The sequence below is a fragment of the Streptomyces sp. NPDC054956 genome (genome assembly GCF_053609185.1).
Genome location: NZ_JBSGXB010000123.1, coordinates 1 through 20,515, shown reverse-complemented (window position 1 = coordinate 20,515; position 20,515 = coordinate 1). Strand labels below are relative to the sequence as shown.

Annotated in this window: 15 protein-coding genes and 1 pseudogene; 6 read left to right on the top strand and 10 right to left on the bottom strand. The window is 72.5% G+C overall.

The window, feature by feature from the left end:
• Positions 1-126 precede the first annotated feature (126 nt).
• The 3 genes from ACWGDE_RS20270 to ACWGDE_RS20260 form a co-directional block, all read right to left on the bottom strand.
• The gene (locus ACWGDE_RS20270; RefSeq protein WP_453390375.1) at positions 127-1,476 is read right to left on the bottom strand and encodes an ABC transporter substrate-binding protein; all 1,350 of its coding nucleotides are present in this window, start codon (positions 1,474-1,476) and stop codon (positions 127-129) included.
• Positions 1,477-1,547: 71 nt separating this feature from the next.
• A complete protein-coding gene (locus tag ACWGDE_RS20265) occupies positions 1,548-2,435 on the bottom strand; it encodes a carbohydrate ABC transporter permease (RefSeq protein ID WP_453390374.1) in 888 nt (295 codons plus the stop codon).
• Positions 2,432-3,316: a carbohydrate ABC transporter permease gene (locus tag ACWGDE_RS20260; protein WP_453390373.1), complete on the bottom strand. Its 885-nt coding sequence runs from the start codon at positions 3,314-3,316 to the stop codon at positions 2,432-2,434. The genes ACWGDE_RS20265 and ACWGDE_RS20260 overlap by 4 nt, the downstream gene beginning before the upstream one ends.
• A gap of 337 nt (positions 3,317-3,653) precedes the next feature.
• On the opposite strand from ACWGDE_RS20260, the gene ACWGDE_RS20255 reads away from it, so the two are divergent.
• The 4 genes from ACWGDE_RS20255 (at position 3,654) to ACWGDE_RS20240 (ending at position 11,357) form a co-directional block, all read left to right on the top strand.
• Positions 3,654-4,706: a LacI family DNA-binding transcriptional regulator gene (locus ACWGDE_RS20255; protein ID WP_453390372.1), complete on the top strand. Its 1,053-nt coding sequence runs from the start codon at positions 3,654-3,656 to the stop codon at positions 4,704-4,706.
• A 77-nt stretch (positions 4,707-4,783) separates the two neighbouring features.
• Entirely contained in the window at positions 4,784-6,838 is a 2,055-nt protein-coding gene (locus ACWGDE_RS20250; protein WP_453390371.1) for a beta-galactosidase, read from the top strand.
• 242 nt (positions 6,839-7,080) lie between these two features.
• Positions 7,081-8,886, top strand: a complete 1,806-nt coding sequence (locus tag ACWGDE_RS20245; RefSeq protein WP_453390377.1) for a glycoside hydrolase family 5 protein — start codon at positions 7,081-7,083, stop codon at positions 8,884-8,886.
• A 404-nt stretch (positions 8,887-9,290) separates the two neighbouring features.
• A complete protein-coding gene (locus ACWGDE_RS20240; protein ID WP_453390370.1) occupies positions 9,291-11,357 on the top strand; it encodes a SpoIIE family protein phosphatase in 2,067 nt (688 codons plus the stop codon).
• Between the two features lie 31 nt (positions 11,358-11,388).
• On the opposite strand, the gene ACWGDE_RS20235 is transcribed toward ACWGDE_RS20240, so the two are convergent.
• The 6 genes and pseudogenes from ACWGDE_RS20235 to ACWGDE_RS20210 form a co-directional block, all read right to left on the bottom strand.
• The gene (locus ACWGDE_RS20235; RefSeq protein ID WP_453390376.1) at positions 11,389-12,192 is read right to left on the bottom strand and encodes an ABC transporter ATP-binding protein; all 804 of its coding nucleotides are present in this window, start codon (positions 12,190-12,192) and stop codon (positions 11,389-11,391) included.
• Between the two features lie 5 nt (positions 12,193-12,197).
• Positions 12,198-13,193 carry an ABC transporter ATP-binding protein gene (locus ACWGDE_RS20230; protein ID WP_453390369.1) on the bottom strand — a complete coding sequence of 332 codons (996 nt, stop codon included), beginning with the start codon at positions 13,191-13,193 and terminating at the stop codon, positions 12,198-12,200.
• 5 nt (positions 13,194-13,198) lie between these two features.
• Entirely contained in the window at positions 13,199-13,690 is a 492-nt protein-coding gene (locus ACWGDE_RS20225) for an ABC transporter permease (protein ID WP_453390368.1), read from the bottom strand.
• Positions 13,618-14,097: a hypothetical protein gene (locus tag ACWGDE_RS20220; RefSeq protein WP_453390367.1), complete on the bottom strand. Its 480-nt coding sequence runs from the start codon at positions 14,095-14,097 to the stop codon at positions 13,618-13,620. The genes ACWGDE_RS20225 and ACWGDE_RS20220 overlap by 73 nt, the downstream gene beginning before the upstream one ends.
• Positions 14,094-15,047: pseudogene (locus ACWGDE_RS20215) on the bottom strand (ABC transporter permease). Before ACWGDE_RS20215 ends, ACWGDE_RS20220 begins: the two are co-directional and overlap by 4 nt.
• Complete coding sequence (locus tag ACWGDE_RS20210) at positions 15,044-16,675, bottom strand: ABC transporter substrate-binding protein (RefSeq protein ID WP_453390366.1); 1,632 nt, start codon at positions 16,673-16,675, stop codon at positions 15,044-15,046. The pseudogene ACWGDE_RS20215 and the gene ACWGDE_RS20210 overlap by 4 nt, the downstream one beginning before the upstream one ends.
• A gap of 130 nt (positions 16,676-16,805) precedes the next feature.
• Here ACWGDE_RS20210 and ACWGDE_RS20205 point away from each other — a divergent pair, with 130 nt between their 5' ends.
• On the top strand, positions 16,806-17,888 hold the full coding sequence (locus ACWGDE_RS20205) for a LacI family DNA-binding transcriptional regulator (RefSeq protein WP_453390365.1): 1,083 nt from the start codon (positions 16,806-16,808) through the stop codon (positions 17,886-17,888).
• A gap of 58 nt (positions 17,889-17,946) precedes the next feature.
• Here ACWGDE_RS20205 and ACWGDE_RS20200 read toward each other — a convergent pair whose 3' ends face one another.
• A complete protein-coding gene (locus ACWGDE_RS20200) occupies positions 17,947-19,581 on the bottom strand; it encodes an amidohydrolase (RefSeq protein ID WP_453390364.1) in 1,635 nt (544 codons plus the stop codon).
• A gap of 91 nt (positions 19,582-19,672) precedes the next feature.
• On the opposite strand from ACWGDE_RS20200, the gene ACWGDE_RS20195 reads away from it, so the two are divergent.
• A complete protein-coding gene (locus ACWGDE_RS20195; RefSeq protein WP_453390363.1) occupies positions 19,673-20,383 on the top strand; it encodes a helix-turn-helix domain-containing protein in 711 nt (236 codons plus the stop codon).
• The last annotated feature ends 132 nt before the right edge of the window (positions 20,384-20,515 follow it).

The window sequence follows — 20,515 nt, the reverse complement described above, 5'->3', positions numbered from 1 at the left end:
CGTTGGGGGGTGTGGCTTGTGGGTTTTTTCTTTTTTGCTCTGGGGGGGTGCTGGTTCTGGCGGGCGCGGGGGGGGGCGGGGCCGCCGCCCCCCCCCCCCGCCGGTGGAGGAAACGTACGGTTGCCGCTACTTGACGGTGAAGCCCTGTTCCTTGCCGTACGCCTTCAGCCGGTCCTGCCAAGTGCCCAGCGCGGCGGGCAGGTTGCCGCCGGGCTGCAGGGCCTGACCGACGGAGTCCTTGAAGACGGCGTTGGCGTACACCTGGAAGGGCAGGTACTGCCAGCCCGGGCGGACGGCCTTCGACATGTCGGCGAAGACCTCGTTCGGCTTGCTGCCGGGGAAGAACGGCACTTCGGCGCCGCGGAATCCGGGGTTGTCGAGCAGCACCTTGGTCGCGGGGAACAGGCCGACCTCGGAGTTGAGCGACTTGACGGCCTCCGGGTCGGAGCTGATCCACTGGGCGAAGGCGACCGAGGCCTCCTTGTTCTTCGCCTGCGTGGTGACCGCGACCGAGGAGCCGCCGTTCTCCGCGCTGACGCCGCCCGGCATGGGGGCCACCGACCACTGGCCCCTGCTCTGCGGGATGTTCTGCTCCAGCACCGCGGGCGCCCACGCCCCGGCCAGCCAGGTCGCGTACTTCCCGGCGGCCATCGACTTCCACCACTCGTCGTTCCAGCTCGCGGTGGAGTCGACCAGCTTGTCGTTGATCATCGGGCCCCAGGTGTCGGCGTAGGCCTTGGCGCCCTTGTCGTCCTTGAGGTCGACGGTGACCCCCGCGGAGCCGTCGACGGTGTACGGCTTGCCGCCGAAGTCCCAGATCAGACTGTTGGACGTACCCGCGTCGCCCGGGTCGACGTACGTGATGTGGACGCTCGGGTCGGCGGCCTGGATCTTCTTGGCCAGCGCGCCGTACTCCTCCCACGTGGTGGGCGGGGTCGCGCCGAACCGGTCGAGGACGTCCTTGCGGTAGAACATCGCCATCGGGCCGGTGTCCTGGGGTATGCCGTAGATCCCGCCCGCGATGCTGACCTGGGACCAGGCCGACTCGGCGAACTGGTCCTTCAGGTCGGCCGCGCCGTAGTCGGCGAGGTTGACCAGCGATTTGGTCATCGCGAACTGGGGCAGCGCGAAGTACTCGACCTGCGCGACGTCGGGGGCGCCCTCGCCCGCCTTGAGCGTGGTCGTCAGCTTGGTGTACTCGTCCTTGGACCGGCCCGCGTTGACGATGTTGACCTTGACCTTCGGGTACTTCTTCTCGAACAGCGCGACCGTCTTGTCGATGTTCGGGACCCAGGTCCAGAAGGTGATCTCGGCGGGCTTGTCCAGCGCGGCCTTCACGGCCGCGGGATCTCCCTTGCGGCCGCCGCCGTCGGAGGAGGCCGAGCCGCCGCACGCGGTCAGGGAGAGGGAGAGGGCCGCGACGGTGGCCGCGGTGAGGGTCCGGGTGAGGCCCGGCAGCCGCAGGGATCTGGGCACGTCGAATCCTTTCGTGAGGGGGGAAGAGGGGGCGAGGGTGAGGGGGTGGGGCCGCTGCCCGGCGGGCGCGGCTACTGCTTGACGCCGCCGGCGGCCAGTCCCGACTGCCAGAACCGCTGGAGGAAGAGGAAGGCGACGACCAGCGGGACGATCGCCAGGAGGCTGCCGGTGATCACCAGCGGGAGGATCGGAATGGCACCGGCTCCGGCGCCGCCCTGAGCGAGCGAGTCCCACTGGTGCAGCCCCACCGTGAGGGGGTACAGCTGCGGGTCGTTGAGCACGATCAGCGGCAGGAAGTAGTTGTTCCAGGTGGCGACGAGGGTGAACAGCAGCACCGTGACGAACCCGGGAGCCAGCAGGCGCAGCGAGATCGTGAGGAAGATCCGCAGCTCGCCGGCGCCGTCGATGCGGGCGGCCTCCAGCATCGCGTCCGGGACGGCCTCGGTCGCGTACACCCGCATCAGGTAGAGCCCGAAGGGGCTGGCGAGGGAGGGCAGCAGGACCGCCCAGGCCGTGTTGACGATGCCCAGGTCGCTGAAGAGCAGGTACGTAGGGACGGCGAGCGCGGACGCCGGGATCGAGATCGCCCCGATGACGAGGGCGGACAGCACGCGCCGGCCCACGAACTCGAACTTGGCCAGGGCGTAACCGCCCATGGTCGCGATGACCGAGGCCCCGCCCGCGCCGACCACCGAGTAGAGCAGGGTGTTGCCGAACCAGCGCAGGTAGATCCCGCCGTCGTAGGTGAAGACGTCCCGTACGTTGTCGAAGAGGTGGAAGCCGTCGCCGAACCACAGGCCGGGCGAATCGAAGAGGGTCTGGTTGGACTTCGTCGCGCTGATGGCCAGCCAGAGCAGGGGGATCAGGGTGTAGGCGAGCATCAGGCCCATCACCACGGTCAGGGCGGTGGACTTGCCCCGTCGGCGCCGGTGGACGGACCTGGGCGCGGTGGCGGTCACAGGAGTCGCTCCCTTCGGGCGGTCGCGCGCTGGACCGCGTACGCGACGACCACGGTCACCAGGCCGAGCAGCACCGCGACGGCGGCCGAGTAGTTGAACTGGCGCCCGTCGAAGGCGAGGCTGTAGGCGTACATGTTGGGCGTGTAGTTCGTGGTCACCGCGGCGGGCGCGAGCGACTGCAGCACGCTCGGTTCGTTGAAGAGCTGGAAGCTGCCGATCACCGAGAACGTGGTGGCCATCAGCAACGCCGGTCGCAGCGCCGGGAGTTTGATGCTGAACGCCTTGCGGAAGGCTCCGGCTCCGTCCATCTCGGCCGCCTCGTACAGCTCCTCGGGGACGGACCGCAGCGCGGCGTAGAAGATCAGCATGTTGTAGCCCACGTACGACCACGTGACGATGTTGCCGATGGAGGCGAGCATCCAGCCCCCGGAGAGCAGGTCGGGCAGCTCCGTGTGCAGGAGGTCGCCGATCTCGCCGGCCAGACCGAAACGGTCCCCGTACAGGTAGCCCCACATGAGCGCCGCGACCACGCCGGGGACGGCGTACGGGACGAAGATGCCGATCCGGAACAGCCCGGGCGCGCGCAGCCGTCCGCTGTCGATCGCGAGGGCCGCCAGCAGGGCGAGGCCCAGCATGAGCGGCACCTGGATCGCGAAGAAGAGCGCGACGCGGCCGAGCCCGGCGTGGAACAGGTTGTCCTTGAAGGCCTTGGTGTAGTTGTCCAGGCCGGTGAAGACCATCCCGCCGACCATGCGCTCCTGGTAGAGGCTCAGGTTGACCGAGTACACCAGCGGGGCGACGACGCCGACGGCGAAGACGCAGAGGAACGGCAGGAAGAAGGCGTGGGCGGTGAGGTTGCGCCGAACAGCGCCGCGCTTCACCGCGGTCCCCGGCGGTGGCGGCCGGCGACATGCCCATCGCCGACCGGGGCTTGGCCGACTCTCACGGATAAGACCTCCGATGCATGTTAGCGCCAACATGGTGGCGCGGTTCGGAAGTGTGTCGACAGCCCTGAGTGGGTGTCAAGGGTTTTGACCGACCTGTCTGTCGCCTCGTCAATTCCCCTGCCTGTTAGGGGTTACCGAGGGTTCGCGCCGGGGTGGCCGATGGGCCGGTTACTTCTCGGGCCGCCCGGCAACCTGTTGACCAACACGGCATGTTCGCGCAAACATGATGAAGGCCAGGAACACGCCGGGCACCACCGAGAGGAGCCGCACCATGGCGAAGGACGGGCAGCGGCCGCGCAAGCCCCGGTCCCCGGCGGACGACCGCCCCAGACCTCCGTCGATGGCGGACGTCGCGGCCATGGCGGGGGTGTCGGCGCAGACCGTCTCCCGCGTGGTCAACGCGACCGCCCGCGTCGACGACGCGACCCGCGACAAGGTCGTCCGGGCCGTACGCATGCTCGGGTACCGGCCCAACACCGCGGCCCGGGCGCTGGCCACCGGCAAGTTCCGGATGATCGGCGTCATCAGCTTCGACCTCAAGGCGCACGGAAACGCCCGCACCCTGGAGTCGATCGTCTCCGCCGTGCAGTCCACCGAGTACTCGGTCAACGTCGTCGTCCCGCAGGCACAGACCCAAGAAGCCGTGCTGGACGCGTTCCGGCGGCTGAGCGGCCACGCGGTCGACGGGGTCATCGTCAACGAGGCGCAGATCCTGACCGGTTCGCTGATGCTTCCCCTGGGGCTTCCGGTCGTGGTCGTCGACGGCGGCGACGACCACCGCTATCCCGGCGTCCACACCGACCACGCCGCCGGCGCGGAGATCGCCGTACGGCACCTCCTGGAGCTCGGCCACACCACCGTGTGGCACCTGGCCGGCCCGCAGGACTCCCACCCGGCACGCCGCCGCGCCGAGGCGTGGCAGCGCGTGCTCCGGGCGGCGGGCGCCCCCGTCCCGGCCGCCGTCCACGGCGACTGGACCGCCGAGAGCGGCTACCTGGTGGGCCGGGAACTGGCCGCCCGGCCCGAGGTCACCGCCGTGTTCGCCGCCAACGACCAGATGGCGCTCGGCCTGGTCCGGGCGCTGCGCGACGCGGGGCGCTCGGTCCCCGAGGACGTGAGCGTCGTCGGCTTCGACAACATCACCGAATCCGGCTACTTCCTCCCGCCGTTGACCACCGTGGACCAGGACCTCTCCCGGGTCGGTGCGGCCTGCGTGCACCGCCTCCTCAGCCAGATCGAAGGCGCTCCGTCGACCGACGCGTCCGTCGTGTCCGTCGAGCCGACCCTGATCCGGCGCGCCAGCACGGCGCCGCCGCGGGTCTGAACCGGCCGCCGCCCGACGGCGACCGGCCGCGCACACGAGACGCGACGCGTCATGAAGTCCCCGAAGGGGTAAGCAAGATGAACTCTCCGGCACGAGACCGTGCCCGCAGCCTCACCGCGCGACTGGGCGGCCTCGGATTCGGCGGCGACTACAACCCCGAACAGTGGGACGAGGCCACCCGCGCCGAGGACCTGCGCCTGATGAACGAGGCGGGCGTCAACCTCGTCAACCTCGCGATCTTCGCCTGGGCCCGCGTGGAACCCTCCCGCGACGCCTACGACTTCGGCTTCTTCGACACCGTCATGGACGACCTGGCCGCCCACGGCATCACCGCCGACCTGGCCACCATGACCGCCTCGCCACCCCCGTGGCTCGCCGTCGAACACCCCGAGATCCTCCCGGTCACCGCCTCCGGAGGCGTCCTGTCACCAGGGGGCCGCCAGCACTTCTGCCCCTCCAGCCCGGTCTTCCGCGACCGGGCCGTCCGCCTCGTCGAAGCCGTCGCCACGCACTACCGCGACCACCCGGCACTGGGACTGTGGCACGTGGGCAACGAGTACGGGATCCACGTCGCCGAATGCTTCTGCGACACCTCGGCCGCGGACTTCCGGAACTGGCTGGCGGCCCGGTACGGCGATGTCGGCACGCTCAACGAGGCCTGGTCCACCGACTTCTGGTCGCAGCGCTACACCTCCTTCGACCAGGTCCTGCCCCCGCGCGCCGCACCCACCTACCCCAACCCCTCCCAGCAGCTCGACTTCAAACGGTTCAGCAGCGACGCGCTGCGCACCTGCTTCACCCTCGAACGCGACGTACTGCGCCGTATCACCCCCGACACCCCGGTCACCACGAACTTCCTCGCCGGGCACAAGACGGTCGACGTGCACTCCTGGGCCTCCGAGATGGACGTCCTCGCCCTCGACAGCTATCCGGACCCGCACTGGGGGTCCGCGCACATCGGCGCGGCACTCTCGTACGACCTGCTGCGCGGGGCGGCCGGCGGGAAGCCCTGGCTGCTGACCGAGCAGGCCCCGTCCGCCGTCAACTGGCGCGGGCGCAACGGGGGGAAGGCCCCCGGCCGGATGCGGCTGTGGAGCTGGCAGGCCGTCGCGCAGGGCGCGGACGCCGTCATGTACTTCCAGTGGAGGCAGTCCCGCGGCGGCGCGGAGAAGTTCCACTCCGGCATGGTCCCGCACGCGGGCCCCGGAACCCGGGTCCACGCCGAGGTGCGCGAACTCGGCCGGGAACTGGCCCTGGTGCCCGAACTGGCCGGCACGCTCCTCCGCAACGAGGTCGCGGTGGTGTTCGACTGGGACAACTGGTGGGCGATGGAGCTCGATTCGCACCCCTCCGAGGGCGTGCGCTGCCTCGACCGGGTCCTCGACCACTACGCCCCGCTGTTCGAGGCGGGCGTCGGCATCGACGTGGTCCACCCCTCCGCGGACCTCTCCGGATACAAGCTGCTCGTACTGCCCAGCCACTACCTGCTGTCGGCGGAGGACTCCGCCCGGATCGCCGCGTTCGTGGCCGCCGGGGGCTCCCTGCTCGCGTCGTTCTTCACCGGGATCGTCGACGAGCACGACCGCGTGCACACCGGCGGTTATCCCGCCGCGCTGGGCGACGTACTGGGCGTACGGGTCGAGGAGTTCTGGCCGGCCGCCGCCGGTGAGGCGGTCGCGCTGCGTGCCGCGGAGGCGGGTACCCCGGCCCCCGCGCCGGCCGCGCTGTGGCGCGAGGACGTGAAGCTCACCGGCGCCCGCCCCGAGCTCCTCTTCGCCGGACCCGACTGGGAGGACCGTCCCGCGGCCACCGTGCACACCCACGGCGCGGGGACCGCCCGCTACGTCGCGACCCGGCCCGATCCCGTGACGATGCGGGCCCTCGTCGAGCGCTCGCTCGCCGACGCGGGGGTCGCGCCCGTGCTGCCCGGCCTGCACGCCGGCATCCAGGCGACCGTCCGGCACGGGGCGGACCACGACGTCCTCATCCTGCTCAACCACACCGAGGACACGCAGGAGGTGCCCCTGCCGGACGGCCGCCGCGACCTCCTCGACGTCAAGAGGCCCCTCGTGCACCACGTCACCCTCGAGCCGCGGGGCGCCGCCGTCCTCGGCGGCGGCGACATCGGCTGACCACCACCGCGGACCGCACACCGCACCACCGGCACCACTGACACGACCGTGCCACCGCACCACCGTACGACCGAGTCACCGGCACCACCGCTTCACCACGTACGTCCACCCTCAGGCCCTCGGAGGACACTGTGAGAAGACCCCTACTGCCGGCGGCACTCGCCGCGGCGCTCCTGCTCGGAGCGCTCGGCGCCCCGACGGCGGTGGCGTCCGCGACCGAGCCCGCGGCAGCCGCGACCGCCATGACGGCGAACGCGCCGGACGCCCTGTCCGACTCCTGGCGTGCGCCCCTCAGCACCCGGGGCCGCTACATCGTCGACGCCGACGGCAACCGCTTCAAGCTGAAGTCCGCGAACTGGCACGGAGCCCAGGGTTCGTGGAGCGGATCCGGCGACATCAACGACCCGGCCTCCCACCACGACGGCGAGAAGGCCGATCAGATGCCGCTCGGCCTCGACCGCGCGCCGATCCCGAGGATCCTCGCCGGATTCCACGACCTGGGCATCAACAGCATCCGGCTGCCGTTCTCGAACGAGATGCTGCACGACCAGCGGCCGGTCTCCGACGCCTCGGTCGCCGCCAACCCCGAACTGCGCGGCAAGACCCCCTTGCAGGTCTTCGACGCCGTCGTCGCCGCCACCACCGCCGAGGGCTTCGCGGTCATCCTCAACAACCACACCAACACCTCGCGCTTCTGCTGCGGCCTGGACGGCAACGAACGCTGGAACACCAGCCAGTCCACCGCGCAGTGGGAGAACGACTGGATCGGCCTCGCCCGCCGCTACAAGGACAACAAGCGCGTGGTCGGCGCCGACCTCTACAACGAGGTCCGCCGCACCGTCACCGACGACGCCAACTGGAGCTGGGGCGACGACCACGACTGGTGGGCCGCCTCGCAGCGACTCGGCGACCGGCTGCTCACCGAGGTCAGCCCCGACCTGCTGATCGTCGTCGAGGGCATCAACTGGCAGGGCATACCCGCGGACGGATTCCCCCACGGGCGCCCGACCCTCGAACCGGTGCGCACCCTCTCGCACACCCTCGTCGCCTCGAACAAGCTGGTGTACTCGGCCCACTTCTACGGCTACACCGGGCCCAACCACACCGGCGCGACCGGCATGGGCGAGACCCACGACCTCCGCTACCAGGAACTCTCCCGTACGGACCTGTTCGCGACCCTGCAACGGCAGGCGTTCTACGTCGCGGCCGAGACCGGCGCCCACTTCACCGCACCCGTGTGGATCAGCGAGTTCGGCATCGGCAGCGACGAGACCAACGTCCAGGCACGTGCCTGGTTCGGCAACTTCGTGGACTACCTGGTCGCCAACGACACCGACTTCGCCTACTGGCCCCTGGTCGGCTGGACCGGCCACGGCACCTGGTCGATCCTCAACTTCGACGCCACGGGCCGCCGTTCCGGCATCCTGGACGGCGCCGACTGGCGGGCCACCGACTGGAACCGGCTCGTCGCCGCACCGCAGAGGACCGGCCAGGTCGCGGTCACCGACACCTGGGACATGCTCAACCTCGACCACGCCGACGCCGTCCAGTCGTTGCGCGCACGGGCCGTCGGGGACTGGGACCAGGGAGCCCGCAAGGCGGCCTGCCCGGACGGACAGCGGCTCGTCGGTGTGGCGCACCGCGACGGGCGCGGCCTGTGCACCGACTCCGGCGCCGCGGCTCTCGCGGCCACCGGCCCGGCGCCGGTCGCGGTCCGGGACGAACGCCACGTACAGCAGGGCGACTGGGCGGGCGGGTACACCAAGTACCAGTGCGGGCCGAACCAGTTCATGACCGGCTACAGCGTGCGCGGCCAGGCCGTCTCCGCGGTCCTGTGCGCCCAGGCGGGCCGGACCCTCGGGACGAACGGCCGCACCGTCTGGTTCGACCGCGGGGACAACCGGCCGGCGGGGGGCCCGGGCGGAGAGTTCGCCCAGGGCAACTACAAGGGGCAGTGCGCGACGGACGAGTACGCCGCGGGCCTCGCCTTCACCGGAGCATGGGCCAAGGGCAAGACCCCGGACGCCCTGCTGTGCCGCAAGCTGTGACGGCGGGAACCGCCCGGAGCTGACGGCAGGAACCGCCCGGAACTGACGGCAGGGACCGGCCGCCCCCCTCTCCGGAGGGAGGCGGCCGTTCCCTGCTGCGCGGACCGGTCCAGCGCCGGCTGCGGGTCGGCCCCGGGGCGGTGACCGATGGTGACCGGGCCGGCCATCCGCGTGAACGGCCTCGTACCAGCCGGCCGCCCCGCGCGACGGAAGGGCCTCGTACCGCCCGGACGGCCGGTGCGCGAGGGCCCCGGCGGCGGACGGGAGGCGGTGGCGGGCGGACCGGCAGACGATGGATCCGTGGGACACGGTTCCCGGAGGGTCCGCCGGAGCGGCTCGGGGCGCCCCGACGGGGACCCCGGAACGCAGGGCAAGGACGCCGCCGCGTTGGGTTCAGGTGCCGTATGAGTGAGCACATGCCGGTCGAGGAGCTGATCAGCGGGGCCGCGCAGGCCGCCGGCGGATGGATGGGCGCCCTGCCGGTAGCGCTGGTGGCCACCAGCGCCGACGGGACGGTCGTGCGCTGGAACCAGGTCGCGCAGGAGCTGCTCGGCTACGCCCCGCCGCAGATACTGGGCCGCAACATCGCCGACCTGCTCCATCCGGGGGCCGACCGGAGCCTGGGCCGCTCCCTGTGGGAGGCCGCGGCCAGCGGGCGGGGCGTGATGGGCACGGTGACCGCCTGGCACCGCGACGGGCGCCCGCTGGAGGTGGAGATCTGGGCCTCCCCGGTGTCCGACCGGCAGCACGGCACGGCCACGGTGCTGGTCTTCCTCGCCGATGCCCATGCGGCACGGCGCATCCGCGGGTCCTCGGCGGTGTGGGACGGCCTGTTCTCCCGCTCCCCGGTCGGCATCGCCGTACTCGACACACAATTGCGGTTCCTGCAGGTCAACGCCGCGCTCGAGGAGATGAACGGCCTGCCGGAGTCGGCGCACGTGGGGCGCCGCCTGGCCCAGATCCTCCCGGAGGTGAACGCGCTGGAGATGGAGGAGGCCATGCTCCAGGTCCTGGAGACCGGGGAGCCCCTCCTGGACCGCCGCCGTGTCGGACGTACGCCTGCCGAACCGGACCACGACCGGGTGTGGTCGTGCTCCTACGTCCGGGTCGAGGACCCGGCCCGCATGCCGATCGGTGTCATCGCCTCCCTCGTCGACATCACCGAGCAGCAGCGCGACCACGTGGAGGCCGAGGCGGGACGGCGCCGGCTCGCCATGCTCAGCGAGGCCAGCATCCGCGTCGGCTCCAGCCTGGAGCTGGAGCGCACCGCGCAGGAACTCGCCGATCTCGCCGTGCCGCGCCTCGCGGACGCCGTCACCGTCGACGTCCTGGACGCGCTGGCGCGCGGGGACGAGCCCGGCATGGGGCTGACCGGCGGGGTCGGCCTGCGGCGCCTGGGCAAGGCCCCGCTGTCCGGGTCGACGGTGACCGACATCCTCGCCCCGCTCGGCAGGACCCTCGTCTTCCCCGCAGCCGCCCCGTACACGCAGGCCCTCACGGCCCGGCACACCTTCCTGGTCGCCCGGCTCGACGAGCAGGCCGTCGCCCCCGCCGCCCGGCACTCGGCCAAACCCGCGCAGCTGGTCGCGGTGGGTGTGCACTCGTTCATCATGGCGCCGCTGGTGGCCCGGGAGACGGTGCTCGGCGTCGCCACCTTCTACCGCACCCGCCCGGTGGGACCCTTCGGATCCGAGGACGTCACCCTCGCCGGCGAGCTCACGGCCCGCGCGGCGCTCAGCATCGACAACGCCCGGCTCTACCACCGCGAGCACGAGACCGCCGTCATCCTGCAGCGCAGCATGCTGCCCCAGCACATCACCCCGCCCACGGGCATCGAGGTCAGCCACCGCTACCTCCCCGCGAGCGACGTCAACGAGGTCGGCGGCGACTGGTACGACGTCCTGCCCCTGGCCGGCGGCAAGGCGGCCCTGCTCATCGGCGACGTCATGGGCCACGGCATCTCCGCGGCCGCGGTGATGGGCCGCCTGTCCGCCTCCGTACGGGCCCTCTCGCGGCTGGACCTGCCGCCCGTCCGGCTGCTGCACCAGCTGGAGGCCGTCCTCGGCGATCTCGCCGAGCCGATGCTGGCCACCTTCCTGTACGTGGTCTGCGACCCGGTCACCGGACACTGCACCGTGACCCGGGCCGGGCACCCGCCGCCCGCCCTCGTGCTGCCCGACGGCACGGTCCGCCTCGTGGACACCCCGCCCGGCGTCCCCCTGGGCGTCGGGGGCGTCGCCTTCACGGCCACCGGGTTCACGGCGCCCCCCGGCAGCCTCCTCGTGCTCTACACCGACGGACTGATCGAGGCCCGGGGCTTCGACCTCGACGAGCGGCTGGACGAACTGACGCGCCTGCTCGCCGATCCGCAGCGGCAGCTGGACCACCTGTGCGATTCGCTGATCAGCCACCTCGTCCCGGCCGCCGCGGACGACGACGTGGCCCTCCTGATCGCCCGCATCGGCGGCTGACCTGCGGCTGACCGGCGGCGACCGGTGCCGGTCAGCCGAGTGCCCGTCGCCCCGGGAGCGCGGCGCCCGGGTCCCAGCCGCGCCGGGGTACGGAGTCGAGCAGCAGGCGCGTGTACGGGTGCTCCGGCTCGTCCAGGACCCGGCCGGCCGGGCCCGATTCCACGACCTTCCCCGACTTGAGGACCAGGACCTCGTCCGCGATGTGCCGGACCACCGCCAGATCGTGGGTGACGAAGAGGTAGCCGATGCCGGACTCGCGGCGGATCGTGGCGAGCAGTTCGAGGATCTGCGCCTGGATGGACACGTCGAGCGCGGCGACCGCCTCGTCGAGGACGAGGATCCGGGGCTCCACCGCGAGGGCGCGCGCGATGGCCACGCGCTGGCGCTGCCCGCCGGACAGGCGCCTGGGCAGCGCCGAGGACTCGCGCTCGCCGAGGCCGACCTGTTCCAGGAGTTCGGCGACCCTGGCCGCGCGGGCGGCGGTGTCCAGCCGGGTGTGCAGCCGCAGGACCTCGTCCACGCAGCCGGCCGCCGTCACCCGCGGGTCCAGCGAGAGGTAGGGGTCCTGGAAGACCATCTGGATCTCCCGGGCCCGGGCCAGCCGCTCGGTCCGGCCGCGCACGGGCGCCGAACGGTCCCGGCCGCCGAGGCGGACGGTGCCGGCGTCCGGGCGCTCCAGCCCGACGAGCATGCGGACCGTCGTGGTCTTGCCGCTGCCGGATTCCCCGACCAGGGCGAGGGAGGTTCCGGGTGCCAGGGTGAACGACACGTCGTCGACGGCCGCGTGGTTCCCGTACCGCTTGGACAGCCCCTCGACGACGAGTTCCTGCGTCACGGTGCTCACAGCACGATCCCTTCGTCGGCACGGTGGCACGCGGCGAATCCGTCGCCGTGGCGCGCGAGTGCGGGTGTCTCCTCGGAGCAGCGCGGCAGCGCGTGGGCGCAGCGCGCGGCGAAGGCGCAGCCCGGCGGCGACTCGGCGAGGGAGACGGGGCGGCCGGGGATCGGACGCGGGGCCGGTGAACCCCGTTCGATGCGCGGGGTGGAGGCGATCAGTCCCGCCGTGTACGGATGGCGGGGCTGCTCGAACAGCTCGTCGGTGCCGCGGGTCTCGACGATCCGGCCGGCGTACATCACGTACACGCGGTCGCAGATGGCGGAGGCCAGTTCCAGGTCGTGGGTGACGAAGAGCAGGCCCGTGCCGTGCTCGGCGCGCAGCCGGGTGAGGATCGCGATGATCTCCGCCTGGGTGGTGACGTCCAGGGCCGTGGTCGGCTCGTCGGCCACGAGGAGGGCGGGTTCGGCCGCGAGCGCCGCGGCGATGACCACCCGCTGGAGCATGCCGCCGGAGAACTCGTGCGGCCGGCGGCGCAGGGCGCCCCGCGGATCGCGGATGCCGACCGCGTCCAGGAGTTCCTCGGCCCGGGCGGTGGCCGAGGCGGCGGGGGTTCCGGCGGCGCGCAGCCCCTCGGTGAGGAAGTCGCCGACCCGGCGCAGGGGGTTGACGGAGGCGCGCGGGTCCTGGAAGACCATCGCGACCTGCCGGGTGCGCAGCGCGGTCCGCTCGGCGCGGTTCATGGCGAGCACGTCCCGGCCGGCGACCCGGACCCGTCCGCTGGTGCGGGCGCCGGCGGGCAGCAGCCCGAGGACGCTGCGGCAGGCCACCGATTTGCCGGATCCGGACTCGCCGACCAGGCCGACGGTCTCGCCGGGCAGCACCCGCAGGGAGACCCCGTCCAGGATCGGCCGGGCCGCCCGCCCGTCGGGCAGGCGGATGCCGAGCCCGTCGATCTCCAGCACGGGCGGCCCGCCCGCGGGTGTCTTCTCCTCGGTCATGGCGTTCACCGTTCCCGCCTCGCGATCCGGTCGGCGAGCCCCTCGCCGACGATGCCGAACGCCACCACGGCGAGCACGATGCACGCCGAGGGGGCCAGGGCGGGCAGCATCGCCCCCTGCTGGACGGCCGACTGGCCTTCGTTGATCATGGCGCCCCAGTCGGCGGTCGGCGGCTGCACGCCGAACCCGAGGAAGGAGAGCGCCGCCAGGTCCATCAGCGCGTACCCGAAGTTCATCGCGGACTGCGCGAAGACCGTGGGGGCGATGTTGGGCAGCAGGTGGCGCAGGCACACGTTCCAGCCGGAGAAGCCCTGCACCCGGTAGGACTCGATGTACGCGCGGGCCTTCTCCTGGCGCGCGATCCCGCGCACCAGCCTTCCCACGTACGGGGTGTAGGCCACGGACATGGCGATCACCGGGGCGGTCATGCCGGAGCCGACGACGGACACGAGCAGGATCGCGAGCAGCAGGCCGGGGATCGCGAAGGCCAGGTCCATGGAGCGGGACAGGAAGCGTCCGCCCAGCCGCCGCGCCAGGCCGCCACGACTCCGAGCAGGGTGCCGAGCAGGGTGGAGACCCCGACGACGAGCAACGGCCCGAGCAGGCCGGTGCGGGCTCCGTGGATCAGCCGGGACAGCACGTCCCGGCCGGACTGGTCGGTGCCGAGCAGGTGCTCGGCGGTGGTTCCGCCCAGGCTCGTGGAGAGGTCGAGGACCTCGGGATCGTACGGGGACAGGACGGGGGCGAGTACGGCGACCAGGACGAGCAGGGCGAGCACCGCGACCGAGGCGGTGAACAGCGGCCCCTGGCCGAGGCGGCGCAGACCGCGCAGGCCGGGCCGGCGGCGCAGCGGTGTGGTCGCCGCGCCGGCCGGGGAGGGCGCGGCGGGCTGGGTGAGGGTCATGAGGAGCCTTCCCCGTGGAGGGACAGCCGGGGGTCGATGAGGGGGGCGAGCAGCACCACGCCGAGGATCACCAGGACGAAGCCCTCCACGCACAGCAGCTAGATCAACTCGACGACCGAGAACTCCTACGCGGTCACCGACTGAACGAGCAGGGAGCCGAGTCCGGGCACGTCGAAGGCCGTCTCGACGATCGAGGTGCTGATGAGCAGCCCGGCGAGCATCGTGCCGCCGACGGTGACCACCGGACCCAGGGCGTTGCGCAGCACGTGCTTGCGGACCACGGCCCGCGGCGCGACACCGCGGGCGCGGGCCACCTCGACGTGTTCGCGGCCGAGTTCGTCGAGCATCGCCGAACGGGTCACCCGGGCGAGCAGACCGGCGAAGGTCAGCGCCAGGGCGAAGGCGGGCAGCGTCAGGTGGTACAGCCGGTCCGAGAACCCCACGGGCGTGCCGCCCGGCCCCGGGAACCAGCCCAGCCGCACCGAGAACAGCGACACGAGCGCGATGGCGGTGACGAACGAGGGGGTCGCCGTGGCCACGCCGGTGCCGAGCAGCACCGCGCGGTCCAGCGGACCGGGGCGCAGCGCGGCCAGGATCCCGCCCGCCACCCCGAGGAGGGCGACGAGCAGGGCCGCGTACCCGACGAGCAGGGCGGTGCCGGGCAGCCGGGAGCCGATGAGCTCGGTGACGTCCTGGTGGAACTGGGCGGAGCGGCCGAAGTCGCCCCGCAGGACACCGCCGAGCCACTTCGCGTACTGCACGGGCAGCGGGTCGTCCAGGTGGTACTGGGAGCGCAGGGCCGCCACGGCCTCGGGGGTCGCGGGGCGGCCGTGGAGCAGGAACGCCACCGGATCGCCGGGGGCCAGGTGGATGGAGCCGAAGACCACCAGGGAGGTCGCGAACAGCACCGTCACCAGGCCGAGGAGCCGTCCGACGAGATAGCGGGTCATGGCTTCGCGGCCCCGATCGTCGCGGCCCACGGGTAGTACAGCTGGGCGATCCCGGTCGGCGCGCCGGTCACCCGCTTGCCGAGGAACACCGAGTACGGCGCCTCGTACACGGGGATGACCGGCAGTTCGCGCAGCGCGATCTTCTGGAGCTCGGCGGTCAGCTCGGCCCGTTCGGCCGGATCGGGCTGCGCGTTGGCCCGGTCGAACGCGGTGTCGTACTCGGCGTTCGACCAGCTGCCGTAGTTCCCGAAGTCCCCGGTGCGCAGGTACTGGTAGAACTCCAGCGGGTCGGGTGTGTTGTCGTAGCCGTTGGTGATGACCAGGTCGAGGCCGGCGCGCGCGTCCGGGTCGACGAAGATGCTGCTGTACGCGTCCGGGGCGACGGCCTTGAGCTGGACGTCGAGCCCGATCTCCCGTCCGGCGGCCTGCACCGCGTTGGCGACGACGCTGATCTCGGGCGCGAGCGAGCTCGTGGCCAGGGTGATCGTGCGGCCGGCGGCCCCGGCCTCCCGGACGAGCTCCTTCGCGGCCTTGACGTCGTACACCGGCTCGGGCAGGGAGTCGTAGAGCCCGGCGGTCTTCTCCGGGGCCAGCGCCCAGGCGCCGCGCGCGGCGGGAGCCTTGGCGGGGAAGCCCACGCCGCCGGCCGCGGCCTTGACGATGTTCTTGCGGTCGAGGGCCATGGACAGGGCCTTGCGGACCTTCAGGTCGCCGAGCGGGCCGTTGAAGTCGAGGACGGCGAGGTTCGCGGCGCCGGTGTTGGGGCCGAACAGCACCGAGCCCTTGCCGCTGGTCCGCAGCTGGGCGAGCGAGGAGGAGGGCACCATGTACCCGCCGTCGGCGGTGCCGGACAGGAAGGCGTTGGTCCGGGCGGCGGAGTCCTCGATGAAGGTGAACTTCACGCCGTCGGACTTGGGGGCCAGCGAGCGGTCCCAGTAGTCGGCGTTCTTCTTGAGGGTGATGCTCTCGCCCTGGGCCCACCGGTCGAGGGCGTACGGGCCGGTGCAGTTGACCGTGCCCCCGGGGGTGCCGTACTCCTTGCCGGCCTTGGCCAGGGTGGCCGCGCTCTCGACGGTGCCGGGGGAGGCGGCCATGAGCTCGTTCAGCAGGACGTCCGGCTTCGAGAGCCGGATGGTCACCTCCAGCGGGCCGGTCTTCTCGACGGCGGTGACGTTCTTGAACGCCGAACCCCAGGGCGATGCGGTCTCCGGATTCATGTGCCGCCCGAGGGAGGCGACCACGTCGTCCGCGGTCATCGTCGTCCCGTCGTGGAACTTCACCCCGGGCCGCAGGGTGTACACGAGGGTCCGGGGATCGGGCTGCGCGTACTTGACGGCGAGACCGGGCTCGATCCTCAGGTCGGGCGTGACCCGCAGGAGCTGCTCGCAGACGTTGGCGAGCACGGTGTTCGGCGGGTAGTCGTACGCGAGGGCGTAGTCGAGCGTGTAGGGCTCGGCGTACAGCGACCAGGTGAAGGAGTCCAGGGGGCCCTGCGCGGGCGGCGAGGTCGCGGTGATCCGGTAGCCGCCGTCGGCGGACGGCTGGTGCGTGGCGCCGGAGCAGGCGCCGGTGGTGGCCGCGAGGGCGGCGGTACAGGCGAGAAGAGTGATGGTCCTGGGCGTGCGCATGCAGACCCACCCCTTTACGGGTGTAGTGACGGGCGCTGGGGGATGGAGCGAGTATTGATGCGGGAACGTTCCCGCACAAGGCTTTGCGGGAACGGTTTTGCGGAGGTCACGGGCGTGGCAGCATCGACCCATGACCGAACTTCCAGGGCAGGGTGGGCAGCCCTCGGCGCCGCCTCCGCGCGTCCGGCTCGTCGACGTGGCCCGCGAGGCCGGCCTGTCCAAAACGACCGTGTCGGCAGCGCTCAACGGCACCGGACGGCTCTCTCCCGCGGTGCGGGAGAAGGCGCGGGAGACGGCACGGGCCATGGGCTACCGGCCCAATGCCACCGCGCGCCAACTGCGCGCGGGGCGGGCGCGGTTGATCGGGTACACGGTCGGGGAGTTCGCGGACACCCCTTGGGTGTTCCTGGAGTCGCCGTACTTCGCCAGGCTGACCGGAGCCACCGCCGCGACCGCGCTGCGGCACGGCTACGCCGTAGTGCTGCTGCCCGCGGGATCCCTGCACGGCGCGTGGGCCGGCCTGCCGCTCGACGCGGTGGTCGTGGCCGACCCCGTCGGCGACGACCGGATCGTCGACGATCTGCTCGCCGCCCGGATCCCGGTGTTCAGCGACCGCTCCGTCGAGGGGCGTCCGGGTGCGCACTGGGTGGACGTCGACGCGGGCGCGGCCGTGCGGGAGACCCTGGACCACCTCGGGGAGCAGGGCGCCCGGCGACCCGCGCTCGTACTGCCCGACAACACGACCCGGTTCCATACCGGCATGCTCGCGGGCTATCGCGACTGGTGCGCCGCGCACGGCTCGGCGGAGAGGATCGTACGCGCCGAGGCCGTCGGCAACGGCCCCGTCGTGCAGGCCGTCGAGGCGGCCCTGGCGGGGCCGGTCCCGGGCGGCCGCGGGGCGTCCGCGACCGAACGGCCCGACGCCCTGCTCGTCGTGGCCGAGGCGAGTCCGCCCCTCGTCCTGGAGGCGGTACGGCGCCACGGCTACGGGGTGCCCGGAGATCTGCTCCTCGTCTGCGTGAGCGAGGACGTGACGGCGGCGCACACCGACCCACCCGTGACGACGCTGAGCCTGCGGCCCGACGAAATCGCCGAGGCCGGCGTCGAACTCCTCGTGGCGGTCCTGGAGCACGGCCTCGAGGAACCGGCCGGAGTGCTGGTGCGGACCCGTCTCGAAGTGCGCGGGTCCACCCTGCGGTCGGGCAAGGCCTGACCCCGGTGCGCCTCCTCCTGCCCGGACCCCGTACAGGGACCGGCCCGGGGCGGCGGGCTCAGGCGGAGTGTACGAGCCGGCCGCCGACATAGGTCCGCTCCACTCTGGCCTCGGCGATCTCCTCCGGCGGTCCCGTGAGGATGTCGCGGTCGAGGACCACCAGGTCCGCGAGGTGCCCGGGGCGCAGGCTGCCCGCGTCGTCGTGGCCGTTCACGTGGGCGGAGCCGGCCGTGTAGGCGGCCAGTGCGGTCGCGAGGTCGAGGCGCTGTTCGGGCAGGAAGACCCGCCCGTCCGTCGCCCCGGGCTCCTTGCGGTTGACCGCCACGTGGATGCCTTCGAGGGGATCGGGGCTGCTGACGGGCCAGTCGCTGCCGGCGGCCAGGGTGGCACCGGCCCGCAGCAGATCGCCGAACGGGTACTGCCAGGCGGCGCGTTCGGGTCCGAGGAAGGGGATGGTCAGCTCGTCCATCTGTGGTTCGTGCGCGGCCCACAGCGGCTGGATGTTGGCGATGGCGCCGAGCCGGGCGAACCGCGGGAGGTCCTCGGGGTGGACGACCTGGAGGTGGGCGAGGTGGTGGCGGTTGCCGCGCCGGCCGTTGGCGGCGACGGCCGCTTCGAGGGCGTCGAGGGCCTCGCGGACGGCCCGGTCGCCCAGGGCGTGGAAGTGGATCTGGAAGTCCATGGCATCGAGCCGGGCCACGTACCCGCGCAGCGCCTCGGGATCGACGAAGCTCAGGCCCGTGTTGGCCGTCGCACAGCCGCAGCCGTCCAGGTACGGGGCGGTCATCGCGGCCGTGAAGTTCTCGGCGATGCCGTCCTGCATGATCTTCACCGAGCCGGCCCGGAACCGGCCGTGGCTCAACTTCTCCCGCAGCGCGGCCAGTTCCTCGATCTGCTCGGCGCCGCGCTCCCGGTCCCACCAGAGCGCGCCGGTCACCCGGGCGGTGAGCGAGCCGTCCCGGGCGGCGCTCACGTAGGCGTCCGACGGATCGGGCTTGCCGGCGAACTCGCCGAGCAGCGCGTCCTGCCAGCCGGTGATGCCCAGCGAGTGCAGCAGCTCCTGCGCCCGCAGCAGACCCGCCAGCCGGTCCGCCGGGGTGCTCGCGGGCACGAGCCGGGAGACCAGTGCGGTGGCACCCTCCTGGAGCACCCCGCTGGGAGCGCCGTCCGGCTCCCGCTCGATGCGGCCGTCCGCGGGATCGGGGGTCGCCGCGGTGATCCCGGCGAGTTCGAGCGCCCGGGTGTTGGCCCAGGCGCCGTGGTGGTCCCGGTTGACGAGGTACACCGGGCGGTCCGGGAGCACCGAGTCGAGCAGCTGCCGCGTGGGCAGCCCTCCCTCGAAGCTCTCCATCGACCAGCCGCCGCCGGTGATCCACGCGTGGTCCGGGTGCGCGTCCGCGTACGTCCGGATCCGGGTCAGGTACTCCGCGACGCCGACCGTCCCCGTCAGATCGCACTCGGCCAGCTCCGTACCGCCGTACACGGCATGGACGTGGGCGTCCTGGAAGCCCGGGACCAGCAGCTTCCCGGTCAGGTCGACGACTTCGGTGCCGGGGCCGACGAGCTCGCGCACCTCGTCGTGGCCGACGGCCGCGATCCGGTCGCCGACGACGGCGAGCGAGGTCGCCCGGGTGCGGGCCGGATCGGCGGTGAAGACGGGGCCGCGGGTGAAGACCAGATCGGCCTTGTCCATACGGAGCTCCAGTACATGAGGCGGTGGTTGGTGGGGCCATGGAAGCGGCACCGCCGTTTACACGTCAATGGTGTTGACGTAAGGTCCGGGCATGGCCGAACGAGTGGTTCCCGAAGGCAGGCGCCGGCGTCACCGACCGACCAAGCAGGGCGCGGTGCTCTCGGAACGGCTGATCATCGAGACCGCCCTGCGGCTGGTCGCGCAGCACGGCGCGGCGGCGCTCTCGGCGCGCCGGCTCGGCCTGGCGCTCGGCGCCGACCCCAGCGCCCTCTACCGCTACTTCCGCAATACCGACGCCCTGCTCCTCGCCCTCTCCGACGAGCTGATCGGCCGCGCCCAGGAGGGCTGGACGGCCACCGGCGACTGGCGCACGGACCTGCGCGCCATCGGGCTGCGCATCCACGCCTCCTACCAGTCCAACCCGCAGGCCGCGCTTCTCACGGCGCACCGCACGACGGGGCGCGCCCACGAGACACGGGCCGTCGAGACGATCCTCGGCATCCTGCGTTCCGCGGGCTTCCCGGACGCCCTCGCCGTGCGGATCTACCACGCCTTCGTCGACCAGGCCCTGGCCTTCGCCGCCCAGGACGCCGCCGCGCACGCCATGCCGGAAGCGGCGCAGGACGCGGACTCGAAGGTCTGGCACGCGGTGTACGGCAGGCTGGCCCCCGAGACCCACCCGAACATCGCCGCCACCTTCCGGTACCTCGCCGCCGACATGCGCGACAGCGGCTACCCCTTCGCCCTGGAGCTGATGCTCGGCGCGGTGGCCGCTCTGCGCCCGGTGGAGGATGGCGCCTGAGCGAGGGGTGCCGCTGCGCAGCACATTTCAGCCCCGCCGGGGCAAATCCAGCCCCGCCGGCGTTTGAGGCGCGGGGTCTGGGGCGGAGCCCCAGGGAACGGGCGAAGGGCGGGTAGGGGACGGCCCCGCGCA